The sequence below is a fragment of the Peptostreptococcus faecalis genome (assembly GCF_900240845.1).
Lineage (GTDB): Bacteria > Bacillota > Clostridia > Peptostreptococcales > Peptostreptococcaceae > Peptostreptococcus > Peptostreptococcus faecalis.
In genome coordinates this window covers 163,368-175,998 of record NZ_OERU01000002.1, presented here as the reverse complement: position 1 = coordinate 175,998, position 12,631 = coordinate 163,368, and the positions used below count along the sequence as shown (strand labels likewise).

Here is a 12,631-nt window from a genome sequence, read left to right as displayed (position 1 = left end):
AAAATATGAGTATACGAAGAATGAAAACATTTGCCTTGACATTGATGTGTACTACGCTTATATTTTCCATTAATAACAAAATTTTTGCTCAAGAAACAGATAAAAATAATAATACAGAAATAAATGAATCTATTACAAAAACAGAAGATGGTTCTATAAATGGAATTTCTTCTGAAGAAGTAGATAGAATACTGAGTGAGATTAATAAAAGTCATTACCTAAAAGCGCTATTAAACATGCTTGCTGAGACTGGTTACTCGGAGCATTTTGATATTTCCAATATTGAGTATCTTGAAGAGTCGGAAATAGATTTTTCAAAAGAAGTCACTCATGAAACTATAAAATCTATAAATGAAAAGGAATATATCAACATAGTTTTAAATGGTACTTGGTCATATGAAATTTTTTCTGATAAACCAGTAGAAAAAGAAACTAGAAAAAATTATAAAGGTGAAAATCAAGAATTAAAATCAGGCGTTACTCAAAAACAAATTGATCTATATCATGAAAAATATGATTTTATGTCAAACAATTATTGGGAGTGGGCTAAATTAATAGATACATCAAATAATAATGCAACTTTACAATTGTCTAATGTTGTAGAAAGAAACTATCTACATCTTATGAAAAAAGATAGTAATGGAAAATCATTTTATGACTATTTTGAAGAAAAATTTGACTACACATACTTCGGTGGAATGTCAAGACTTCTACCTGATCAGCTGGATGGAAGAGATTCTTATTATAACTTTGATTTATATGCCCCTATAACTTTAATAAAAAAATCAGTTAGAGATAATCCTGACCAAAATGCTTATATAAATCTTATGTCGGGTGGTAGGTATCCTATTTTCTCTGATCCTGATGATTATACTATTATAAAATCAAAAGATATCAAAGCAGTTGCTCCAACTGGAGAAGAGAAGACTATAAAAGCTTATAAAAATTTCACTGAATCTTTGCCATATATAGTATTCTTTGAAAATGAATCATCAGAGCAAAATTCCTCTAACATTGGATATTACCTTTTCTATGATCCAGATAACTCTAATACAGAAACATTAGATGCATATAACGCAGGATATTATGGACCACATAATAATATAGGAAAACCAATCGCAGTATATAAAAATGTTGGAAATGGCGAATTTAAATTAGATAGAAATATTAAATTACCTATATATGATAAAAATGGTGGGCATGAGGATAAGGCTCTTTTAGTAGATGAAAATGATGAAACACTAAATAGTACCCTAAAAGATATTTTTTCGAATAAAAAATTTGCATATGGAGGAGTAAGAAATTCTACTTATCCAGCAATAATTCAGTCCGATCTATTTGAAGGCTCTGGCTTATATGATTCAGAAAGTGGATACCACATGTATTTTATACTAGGCAATCCTCAAATAAATTTCTTATCAAATAATATAAATATAAAATATTTAGATGAAAATGGAAAAGAAATAAAAAATACTGATGTTTTAAAAGGTAATGAAGGTGATGACTTTAAAATCTCACCACCAGAAATTGATGGATATAAATTCAAGGAAGTTGCAAATGGTGGTTCATTAACTGGAAAATATCTAAAAGATAAAGAACAGACAATAACTCTCATATATATCAAAGATGATGGAAATAATGGTGGAAACAACGGGGGAGGAGGAACAGTTACACCTCCAACAAAGAAGACTACAGCAGTACTTGCAAACGGAACAAAATATACTGATGTTCTAACAGCTACAGTACTTGCTAATGAAAAAGATTGTCCAATACTTCTAACTGGAACAGACAGCATTTCTACTGAAACATTAAACGAGCTAAAAAGACGTGGAACAGGGGATGTAATAATATCTGGTGGATTGGATTCAGTATCTAAGAAAGTTGAAGAACAATTAAAAGACTTTAATATAGTTAGATACGCTGGAACTGACAGATACGAAACTGCAAAAGAAATTGGAAAACAAGTTAGAGCTTTGACAGGTAAAACTGATGGTGCGATGTTAGTCGATGGAACTAACTTCCCTGACGTAATTACAATATCAGCTCTTGCAACTCAAAAGAGAGTACCAATTTTAATTACAAATCCTAACAAGCTTACAACTACAACTGAAAATGTAATAAAGGACTGGAATCTAAATAATATAGTAATCGGTGGAAGTACAAATTCAGTTGCAAAGAGCATACAAGATAGATTAGACGCTGATTTAAAGATATCTTCAGTATCTAGAATAGGTGGAGCAGACAGATATGAAACAGCTTCACTAATAGGAAAAGAAGTAAGAGCACTTACAGGAAATATGACTGATATGATACTAGTAGATGGAACTGACTTCCCAGATGGAATCACAATCAACTCACTAGCAGCTAAGTTCAAGTGCCCAATTCACTTAACAAGACCAGATAAACTAACTGACATTACAGCAAAAGATATAGCTGATTGGAAGGTAGATAGCATACTTGTAGGTGGAGGAGAAAATTCAGTGTCTAAGTCAATATATGACGGACTAAAAGTTACTAATAAAGAAAGAATATCAGGAGCTGATAGATACTCTACAGCAGTAAAGATATCTCAAAGACTTGATAGAATATCAACACCTATAGGAAAATAAATTTAACAAACTATAAAAAACTCCTCTAATGATTATGTTTAGAGGAGTTTTTTATAGTTTGTTTACTGATTAATAAAAAATATTTAATTTCAATTAAGTATTTATAACTAGTTATTTTTTGAAAAAACTTCTTAGTTTATCCATAGAAAATATTTTTTTATTTTCATTTAAATTGCTCTTGTCAAGTTGGATATTTCTTTTTTCAACAGCTTGTTGTATGAAATAATCTTGTGAAGAAAACTTATCATTATTATCTACGACAAATTCGAACTCACCATTAGAATTCATTATTCTACCTTTTACGTTATCATGTAATTGTTTTGAAATATAATTTTGTATTACTTTTTGTATATCTTCATCCAGTACTGGACAGGCTATTTCAACCCTTTGTTCAGTGTTTCTTGTCATTAAATCTGCTGATCCAATATATAGTTTAGCATCATTTCCTTTTCCAAACTGGAATACTCTTGCATGTTCAAGAAATCTTCCTACAATAGATCGAACCTCTACATTATCAGTATATCCTTTAACATTAGGCAAAATACAACAAATTCCACGTATTATTAAATATACTTTAACACCATTTTGAGAGGCCTCAGATATTTTTTGTATAAAGTCTTTATCTGTAAAAGAATTCATTTTGAAAAATAAGAATCCATCATCTCCTTTTTTTATCTCTTCATCAATCAATTTTAAAAATTTGTCTTTTAAAGAAGATGGAGATTGAACAAGATGTTCGTATTTTCCATTTAGGTTGCCTACAGACATATGATTAAAAAAGTCTAGAGTATCTAGTCCGATTTCCCTATTTCCGGTAATTAGTGAAAAATCAGCATATATTTCTGAAGTAGATTCATTGTAATTACCTGTACCAATTTGAGTTATGTACATATATTCATCTCGCTTGTTTTTATATGTAATTTGCAGAACTTTTGAGTGAACTTTAAAGCGTTCAAATCCGTATATTATCTTACATCCAGCTTGGTATAAAATATTAGCATAGTTGATATTATTCTCTTCATCAAATCTAGCTTTTAGCTCCATAAAGACAGTTACATCTTTTCCATTTTCGGCAGCTCTACTAAGATATTTTGCTATCTGCGAGTTTTTTGCAAGCCTGTAAATTGTTATTTTTATTGATAAAACTCTGCTGTCATAAGCAGCTTCTTTTAATAAATCTATAAAAGTTTGCATATCATCATATGGATATGACAACAGAAGATCTTTTTTTTCAAATTTATCTATAAGGCTATTGCTCTTTGGAAAGTTGAGGTAGTAAGGGTAGAACTTAGGATACAATATTTTTTCTTTTTTAGCAGAAGGAATTATATCTAATAGTTCATGTACATACTTCATCTTTAAAGGTGAGTCTACAAAAAAGTAAGATTCATTACTTAATTCTAAGTTTTCAAGTAAGAAATTTTTCATATTTTTTGTAAGCTTTTGATTTGACTCAAGTCTTACAGCAGCCTGTCTTTTTCTTTTCTTTAAAACCATCTTCATCTTATCTTTATAATCTTCAAGCTCATCTTCAAATTCTGCATCTGCATCTAAATCAAAATTTCTTGTAACACAAATGATGGCTTTTGACTTTACGCTATAGCCTTCAAATAAGTTATCTACGTAATGATATATTATTTTTTCTGGTAGTATAAAGTCTATCGATTCTCCAGGAAAAAGAAGGAATTTTTTAATAGTATCTGGAATCGGAACAACTCCAAAGTATGTTTTTTCTTCTCTTTCAAATTCAATAAAAATATTTAAAGCAAGATTTTCCAGAAAAGGAAATGGATGCTGTTTATCAATTATTTGAGGAGACAAAATTGGTTTTATATTTTCAAGATAATAGTCGTGTACGTATTTTTTTTGTTTTGAGTTTAATTGTAAAAAATTGTATTCATTTATATTATATGTGCTTAATTCTCTGGTGATTTTTTTGTATAACTCATCTTTTCTGCTATACATTTTTGGTAGCATATTTAGAACTTCGTTTATCTGTTCTTGTGGCAACATGCCTGTTTTTGAGTCAGGATGTGGCTTTTTTAAAAGTGATAAGTCATGCAAACTACCAATTCTAATCATAAAGAATTCATCGAGGTTGCTGGTAAATATACTTACAAATTTGTATCGCTCATACACTTCAACATCTTCTTGGTCGGCTTCAGCTAGAACTCTGTCATTAAATCGAAGCCAGGAAACTTCTCTATTTTGCATATATTCTGGTTTTATTTTTTCAGACATATTCAACAACCTCCATTTTTAAGTAATTTACTTTATTGTAAAATTTATTTATCGCATTCATTCAACTGATTTATTACATAACCTTCTCTCAATCCGTAGCTTGAAGCATTCACTTGCTTGATATCGAATAATTCACAAATTCTTTTTAAAATTACAAGACCACAAAGTAATGTATGGGATCTATCAGGAACCACTTTCAATAAAGCGTCATATGCTTCAGAATCTTTTTCTAAAAGCATATGGTATAATTTATTCATGGATACAATATCGTAGCATCTTTTGTTATCAGCTAGATCTAATTCTTTTAGTACTTTTCCAACGGATCGTATAGTACCACCTATTCCAGAAATGGTATCTATTTCTCCTGTACTATCTCCAAATCCCCATGTTTTATCTTCAATATAAGATGTCATTTTCAAGATCTCGTCTTTTTCAGGTATTACACCATTACAAAACTTTTTATGGAGAGAAAGACAACCCTCATCAATACCAAAGACAACTCTGATTTCTTTATCTTTAAAAAGTACTATTTCTGTAGAACCACCACCAATATCAACACTCATTCCGGTTTTAAGGTGATGAAAAGACGTAGATATTCCTAAAAAACCTAGATTTGCTTCTTCTTGAGAATCCAGTAAATCTATTTTTAATTTTAACTCATTTTTCACTTTTTTTATAATTGAAGAAGAGTTTATTACATTTCTAAGTGATGCAGTTGCAAAAACAAAAGTTTGATCAACTGGATAATATGACAAAATATTTTTGTATTTTTCAAGTACAGATATTAATGTTTCGATACCTGCTTTATTTAAATATCCATCATCATTGTAGTTTGCTAGACCAGCAGTTTGCTTTTTATTAAAAAGCAGAACTGGAAGAGATTTATCTATGGCAAAAATACTTAAACGTATTGTATTCGCTCCTATATCTATTACGGCACAGTTCATAAAATCACGTGTAATTTCGATAAAAATAAAACTACACTTACCTCCTATCAATATTTAAATTTATACATAAAATTGTTTATTTTAAATAATACCTTAAGTATTTACTTATATATTTTATGGCAAAATCATATAACAATTCATCTTCTATAAATGTATATATAATAAATTATACAATAAAATATTTTAAAAGAGTATAGTATAGTCAAAAGTTTAATGGAAGTACTTTGAGATTATTTTTTAATTAAAAAAAATTATATTTATCTAAGCTGTGGATAAGAAATAAAAACTGTTGTATAATATAGTAGTGAGTATCTGTTCTAAATTAGTATTAAAGAGGTGTTTTCATGTATAAAAAAGACAAGAAATTATTGGAATTTGAAGAAGATTTAGAAAAGACTAGGGCTATAAAAGACATAGGCAAGAAAGCTATGAAGGAAGACATAGATGAAGAAGATTTCGGGTATGATTTAGATGATTCAGGAATGATTCCAAAGCTTGAAGAATTAAAGGCAGTTGGTAAGGATGAAACTGAAGAAGGTATAAGGAATTTATTAGAAGAAGATTTTTTAGAAGAAACAGATATTTATAATGAATTTGAAGATGAAAATAAAACTAAGGGATATGATTTAGACAGTGATTTTTTTGAGGAAGATTTTTTAGAAGAAAATGAATATGAAAAAGAATTAGATGATCTAGAAGACTATGAGCAAAGTGAAATACCGCTGGGTGATGATTATTTAGATGATGGCTATATGGAAGAAAATGATCAACTTTTAGATAAAAAGAAACTTTTTAAAGAGGATGATTTTCTTGATGATGGCATGGATGAATTGAGCGATTTAAAAGTTAAATTTTACGATGAAGAAGACGATGATTCAAATATAAATGATTCTTTAACTAGAATAGCAGATGCATTAGAACGAATAGCAGATAGCTTAGAAAATAAATAATAAAAAAACATCTTTATTTAGTTAGGATAAAGATGTTTTTTTTGTTTAAATTATTATAATTTAAATCGTTTTTTTAATTTATCATTATAAAAATAAATAAATTGAGTGTACACAAAATCATATACAAAAAAAGCAACTTCAAATGCTAGTATGTATAAAATATTAAAATCAATTTTTATAAACATTATCGCAACATAGTATAACACAAAAAACGCTATACTTGAATATATAAATTTTACTAACAGTTGTAAACTATTTTTGAAATTCATTTCAATAATAGCTTTTACGACTCCATATGTGCCAAAAGTTAGCAGATATGTCAAAAAGTGTAGTTTATTACTCAAAATCAGTAACGCCATTAAAACAGAAGCAATTGTATATATACATCCGTATTTTAATCCAAATTCAATTATCACAATAGCTGCGAAAAAAGAAGCTAAAGCTAGAAAAGCAATTGTATTTGTAGGTATATAATTAACTAATATAAAAACAAGTGTATTTAACGCAAGAAGCATCCCAGATATAGAAACTCTTCTTGCAACTGTATTTCTATTCATAATATTAAGCTCCTGTTAACAACAGCTGATTAAATCGCCACCCATTGATTCACATAGACAGTCACAGCACCATAGTGTACAACAAGTATCACAACAGTTACTTCCACAGCAACAGCAGCCAGGGTTATCTAGTCCATTGCTTCTTCTGTTGTTATAATATTGAGCTCTATTATTGTAGTTATTTCTATAATTTATATATTTATCATATGCATTTTGATACTCTTGATTAGAAGGTTCCATAAATTTTGCTCTTTTTATATAGTCTTCACCTTCTTCATAAAAGCCTAAATTCATTGCAGATACACCTCTAAGGTAATACCATTCAGAATCTTTATCCGTATAATTATTCAATGTATCGTAACATCTTCTAAAATCGCCTTGATTTAGTAAATTTCTAGCATAAGTATAATCATTATAAGTTGACATATTTGTACCCCCCTTTAAGATTTTAATATACTGTTAAAATCTTTATTAAACCATAATTATTTACAGCCTGCTTCAATATGTTCTACGTCAGGATTAACCTGATAAATCACATCTTTTCTTTCAATTATTATCTTAGCTGTAGAACGTAGATAAGAATCTTCTTTAATACGCCTTAGAAACTCTCTAGAAGGATTAATTGCTACTGGATGTCCAACTCTTCTTAACATTGCTAAATCGCCAGCAGTATCTCCATATGCGTAAGATTTCAACATATCTATATCATATTTTTCTACAAAAGAATCAATAGCCTTATCTTTGCTATTAGAATCCCACATTGGAATGACCTCTCCAGTAAGTAAACCATCTTTTACAATATATGAACTCCCTATATTATCAGTGACCTCATATTTTTTAGCCATTCTACTAACCAAAAAATCAGGAGATCCTGATATAAATATTACAGTATGTCCTTGGGACTTATGCCAGTTAATTCTAGATCTAGTGAATTTATATACTCTGTCTGCCTTTAGTTTTATTACTTGGTCGCTTACAAAATCCATATTAGACTTGCTAAGGCCACTAATAGCTTCTAAATACTGATCAGAAATTTCATACAAGTAGTCATCATAGTTTCCTTGTCTTTTATCCCAGTTCATGTATGTAGCCTTTAAGTGATCAGACCACTCTTTTTCGTCTATTATTTCATATTTAATTAATTTTCTAAAATGCTCAATTAGCAAAGAATCTCTATATAGAGTTCCGTCAATATCGAAAAAAGCTGCTATTTTGCTCATAATTCACCACCTTTAAAAACTCTTAACAACATTATATCAAATATATTTAAAATATTCAGCTTTTTTATTGCATATCAGCACAGATAAAAGCACTGTAGGTGTATAACAAGAAATAAATTAGTAGGAAATTCTTGAGTGCTAACTCTAGTTAACATCAAAGTAATATAATTTTTTATTGTATAATTTATATATTATCAAAAAGAAAACCTTTACATAGATAGAAATATTATATAATATTATAATTATATAAAGTTATAGGAGGAAAAACAATGAGATTTAAGAAGTCTTTTTGTACGAACACGAGGCTAATGGGTACATTGATGTTAGCTATAGAGTGGATCAATGATGTTGAAGATGAAATTTATCATGTGTTTATGCTAGATGATGAAGGTCTTGGTATTTCCGATTTCTATCCTTTAGAAAATATTTCGAGGGAAGAAAAGGAATTATTCTATAAAAAAAAATATGGAGGGCTAGGTGGAAGTAAGATTGCTTTAGATGAAGAAGAAGCAATTTTTATGGTAAATTGTTACCTAGAGAAAAATGAATATTATAATAAACCAGTTCCAGAAAATTTAAAAGAAGAAGACTTAGAAATTTATAAAAAAAACAAAAATGAAAATATAAGTATATATAATTTAATGGACAAGATTTACAAGGAAATTGACACAGAAAATGAATTTGTAAATTATATGGTTATGAGATTTATTGCAAGGGATAAAAAAGCATTACTATATTTTTCTGGAAGCGAAGAAGTGGCAAATCAGCATATTACAAAGATAAATGGAGCTCTCCTATATAATGAAATTGAAAAAAAGAGTGAAGATAGATTTATTTGTAATTGTGTTTATGAAGATATAGATGGATATTATGAAGGTAAAATAGTAGTAAATATAGAAAAGTTTGAGTTGGAAGATGATGGCCTTGCATATGATGATGCATATGACTTTAGGCTTAGATCTATATTTATAATAAGTACTAATGCAATATATGATTTTGAGGTATTTGATATAATTTCAAAAAGGGAAGTTCTAGATATATATAAATTAAATAGTGAAACAAAAATAGACGACTTAGAAAAACTCATCTTTAATACTTATCCAATGATACAAAAAGTAAAATATGAAAATGGAAACCTATATACACAGTATTTCTTTGATAATTCACACGTAGATAGAGATATATATGTTATAAATAATGACATTATGTTTAATATATATGTAAATGAAAATAATATGTTTTTAGCGACATATGATTTAGAATCTCGCAACTTTATAGAATCTACTGTTCAGTCATTTATACCAAAGTTTATTGAAAAAGAACATGTATATGAATTTGAACAAAATGTGTTGTTTGATTTTATCGAATCGGGAAATGACGATTTTTATGATTTTATTGATGAATAAGATGTGAAAATTTGATTAATATTTTTAAGTGAATTGTCTTTTCAATTAAAAAAATGACTATAAAAATTTATAGTCATTTTTTTTTATTAGTTTATTATATCTAATAGTCAGTATTTATTAAACCTAAACTATAATTGTAAAAATTATAATAAATAATAATCAGAAAATTTAAACATATTATTAAATGTTTAAAAAAATGATGAATTATACAATATGTTGACATACAAAACATAAGTGATATAATTAGGTTAATGAAGGTAAATCATTAAAATTGTAGTTAGTCTATAGAGTGAATTATTTTAAGTAATTTATATGTATCTAGGAGGTTTTAAACATGAAAAAACTTATGACAGGCGATGAAGCAATCGCTAGAGGTGTTTTTGAAGCCGGCGTTAAATTTGCCGCTGCATACCCAGGAACTCCAAGTACGGAAATACTAGAAAATCTATCAGAATACGATAGAAAAGATTTAGTAGCAGAGTGGGCACCAAATGAAAAAGTTGCATTAGAATCATCCATCGGTGCGTCTGTTGCTGGTGCCAGATCTTTTGCATCTATGAAGCACGTTGGATTAAACGTAGCTGCGGATCCATTTTTCACAGCTGCCTATTCAGGCGTAAATGGTGGGTTAGTTCTTGTAACTGCCGATGAGCCTGGACAGTTCTCTTCACAAAATGAGCAGGATAATAGAAACTTAGCTAAGGCTGCATTTGTTCCAGTATTCGAACCAGCAGATAGCCAGGAATGTAAGGCTATGGTAGTTGAAGCCTACGATTTGAGTGAAAAACATGATACTCCAATAATTATAAGAATGACTACTCGTGTCTGTCACTCTAAGGGTCTAGTTGAAATCGAAGATAGAAATGAAGTTGGTATTAAAAAATGGGAAAAACAACCACAAAAATATGTAATGGTACCAGCTAATGCAAAGGTTAGAAAGCAATTTATATTCAAGAGAATGGACGACTTATATGAATACTCAAATAATTGCAAATGGAACTTTGCTGAATATAATGACACAAAAATAGGGGTAATTACATCTGGAGATTGTTATCTTTACGCTCAAGAAGTTTTTGGTAAAGATGCATCTTACTTAAAGATAGGATTTAGTAATCCAATGCCAGATGAATTAATTAGAGAATTTGCTTCTAAGGTAGATAAAATCTACATAATAGAAGAAAACGATCCAGTTATGGAAACTCATATAAAAGCTATGGGTATCGAATGTCACGGAAAGGACGTATTCCCAAGATATGGTGAAATGATACCAGAAGTAATTAGAAACTCGGTATTTGGTACAGAAATTGCAATCGATCAAGATGCCAAAGATGTAATGATTAACAGAGCACCAACTTTCTGTGCAGGATGTCCACATAGAGGATTTTTCTACACATTAGGAAAGAAAAAGAATATAATGATTTCTGGAGATATAGGATGTTACACTCTAGGATTTGGACCTCCATACAACGCAATGGATATGACTTTATGTATGGGTGCCAGCGTGAGTATGGGACATGGTGCTGCACAAGTGTTCTCAATGGATGAAAATCAGGATACAAAGGTTGTATCTGTACTAGGAGATTCTACTTTCTTCCATTCAGGAATAAACTCATTACTTGATGTAGTATATAATAACAGTAGTACACTTACTTGCATACTAGATAACAGAATCACAGGTATGACTGGACAGCAGGAAAACCCAGGAACAGGATTAACTGCTCAGGGTGTTGAGAGTAACGAAGTTGATATTGAAACTGTTGTAAGAGCTATAGGTGTAAAAAATATTAGAAGAATAAATCCAAATGATTTGAAGGAAGTTGAAGAAGCTCTTGAATGGGGGCTATCACTTGATGAACCAGCTGTTATAATTACTTGGTGGCCATGTGCATTGAAGAAACAATCTGAAGAAGATAAGGCTAATTTCCCTAACTCTTTCCAAGATAAGTATACAGTTGATGAAAGCGTATGTATTGGATGTAGAAAGTGTACAAAAACTGGATGTCCAGCAATTTCTTTCCAAACAGAAAAGAAAAAATCTTCAATTGATATAAACAAGTGCGTTGGATGTAGTGTATGTGCACAAGTATGTCCTGTAAAGGCAATTGGAAAGGTGGTAAAGTAATATGACTAAAAATGTACTGTTGACTGGAATAGGTGGTCAGGGAACTATAACTGCTAGTAAATTATTGACAATAGGACTAATGAGTGCTGGATACGATGTTAAGATGAGCGAAGTTCACGGTATGAGTCAAAGAGAGGGCCCTGTACTAACACATTTAAGATATGGAGAAAAAGTATTTTCACCTGTTGTTCCGCTAGGTGAAGCAGATATAATAATGGGATTTGAAGAACTAGAAGTTTTAAGAAATATTGACTATTTAAAGAGTGATGGCGTAGTTGTATTAAATACTGCTAGATTTAATCCTATAGGTGTGTTGAGTGGTAAGGATAAATATCCAGAAAACACAAAAGAATTAATTGAAGCTAGAGCAGGAAAGTTATTCTCTTTTGATGCTACAGCTGAAGCTGAAAAACTAGGTAATCCAAGAGTTATGAATATAATTTTACTTGGAACAATAGTTAAGAGTATGAATCTTGAAGAAATAGACTGGGATAAGATTATTGAAGAAAACGTAAAGCCACAGTTTGTTGAACTTAACAAAAAAGCTTTAAGAGTCGGAATGGAACTATTGTAAAAAAA

At 29.6% G+C, this 12,631-nt stretch carries 10 protein-coding genes; 5 read left to right on the top strand and 5 right to left on the bottom strand.

What is annotated here, in order from left to right; all coding sequences use genetic code 11:
• Positions 1-5 precede the first annotated feature (5 nt).
• On the top strand, positions 6-2,609 hold the full coding sequence (locus C0982_RS06090) for a cell wall-binding repeat-containing protein (RefSeq protein ID WP_101773371.1): 2,604 nt from the start codon (positions 6-8) through the stop codon (positions 2,607-2,609).
• A 111-nt stretch (positions 2,610-2,720) separates the two neighbouring features.
• Here C0982_RS06090 and ppk1 read toward each other — a convergent pair whose 3' ends face one another.
• Both ppk1 and C0982_RS06080 read right to left on the bottom strand, forming a co-directional pair.
• A complete protein-coding gene (gene ppk1, locus C0982_RS06085) occupies positions 2,721-4,850 on the bottom strand; it encodes a polyphosphate kinase 1 (protein WP_207653234.1) in 2,130 nt (709 codons plus the stop codon).
• 44 nt (positions 4,851-4,894) lie between these two features.
• Complete coding sequence (locus C0982_RS06080; RefSeq protein ID WP_145994502.1) at positions 4,895-5,848, bottom strand: Ppx/GppA phosphatase family protein; 954 nt, start codon at positions 5,846-5,848, stop codon at positions 4,895-4,897.
• A 293-nt stretch (positions 5,849-6,141) separates the two neighbouring features.
• Between C0982_RS06080 and C0982_RS06075 the strand changes: the two genes are divergently transcribed.
• Complete coding sequence (locus C0982_RS06075) at positions 6,142-6,747, top strand: hypothetical protein (protein ID WP_101773369.1); 606 nt, start codon at positions 6,142-6,144, stop codon at positions 6,745-6,747.
• 53 nt (positions 6,748-6,800) lie between these two features.
• Here C0982_RS06075 and C0982_RS06070 read toward each other — a convergent pair whose 3' ends face one another.
• Genes C0982_RS06070 through C0982_RS06060 form a run of 3 tightly spaced genes read right to left on the bottom strand, consistent with a single transcriptional unit; the run spans position 6,801 to position 8,524 of the window.
• The gene (locus C0982_RS06070) at positions 6,801-7,304 is read right to left on the bottom strand and encodes a hypothetical protein (RefSeq protein WP_101773368.1); all 504 of its coding nucleotides are present in this window, start codon (positions 7,302-7,304) and stop codon (positions 6,801-6,803) included.
• Positions 7,305-7,319: 15 nt separating this feature from the next.
• Positions 7,320-7,730: a tetratricopeptide repeat protein gene (locus tag C0982_RS06065; protein ID WP_101773367.1), complete on the bottom strand. Its 411-nt coding sequence runs from the start codon at positions 7,728-7,730 to the stop codon at positions 7,320-7,322.
• 56 nt (positions 7,731-7,786) lie between these two features.
• A complete protein-coding gene (locus C0982_RS06060; RefSeq protein ID WP_101773366.1) occupies positions 7,787-8,524 on the bottom strand; it encodes an HAD family hydrolase in 738 nt (245 codons plus the stop codon).
• Positions 8,525-8,793: 269 nt separating this feature from the next.
• On the opposite strand from C0982_RS06060, the gene C0982_RS06055 reads away from it, so the two are divergent.
• The 3 genes from C0982_RS06055 (at position 8,794) to C0982_RS06045 (ending at position 12,626) form a co-directional block, all read left to right on the top strand.
• Positions 8,794-9,930, top strand: coding sequence for a hypothetical protein (locus C0982_RS06055; RefSeq protein WP_101773365.1), 1,137 nt, complete (start codon positions 8,794-8,796; stop codon positions 9,928-9,930).
• Positions 9,931-10,264: 334 nt separating this feature from the next.
• Positions 10,265-12,052: an indolepyruvate ferredoxin oxidoreductase subunit alpha gene (gene iorA / locus C0982_RS06050; RefSeq protein ID WP_101773364.1), complete on the top strand. Its 1,788-nt coding sequence runs from the start codon at positions 10,265-10,267 to the stop codon at positions 12,050-12,052.
• A 1-nt stretch (position 12,053) separates the two neighbouring features.
• Positions 12,054-12,626, top strand: a complete 573-nt coding sequence (locus tag C0982_RS06045) for an indolepyruvate oxidoreductase subunit beta (RefSeq protein ID WP_101773363.1) — start codon at positions 12,054-12,056, stop codon at positions 12,624-12,626.
• The last annotated feature ends 5 nt before the right edge of the window (positions 12,627-12,631 follow it).

Coding starts and splice junctions, on each gene's coding strand:
- ppk1 (WP_207653234.1), bottom strand. CDS start 4,850: ATGTCTGAAAAAATAAAACCAGAATATATGCAAAATAGAGAAGTTTCC.
- C0982_RS06045 (WP_101773363.1), top strand. CDS start 12,054: ATGACTAAAAATGTACTGTTGACTGGAATAGGTGGTCAGGGAACTATA.
- iorA (WP_101773364.1), top strand. CDS start 10,265: ATGAAAAAACTTATGACAGGCGATGAAGCAATCGCTAGAGGTGTTTTT.
- C0982_RS06060 (WP_101773366.1), bottom strand. CDS start 8,524: ATGAGCAAAATAGCAGCTTTTTTCGATATTGACGGAACTCTATATAGA.
- C0982_RS06055 (WP_101773365.1), top strand. CDS start 8,794: ATGAGATTTAAGAAGTCTTTTTGTACGAACACGAGGCTAATGGGTACA.
- C0982_RS06075 (WP_101773369.1), top strand. CDS start 6,142: ATGTATAAAAAAGACAAGAAATTATTGGAATTTGAAGAAGATTTAGAA.
- C0982_RS06090 (WP_101773371.1), top strand. CDS start 6: ATGAGTATACGAAGAATGAAAACATTTGCCTTGACATTGATGTGTACT.
- C0982_RS06070 (WP_101773368.1), bottom strand. CDS start 7,304: ATGAATAGAAATACAGTTGCAAGAAGAGTTTCTATATCTGGGATGCTT.
- C0982_RS06065 (WP_101773367.1), bottom strand. CDS start 7,730: ATGTCAACTTATAATGATTATACTTATGCTAGAAATTTACTAAATCAA.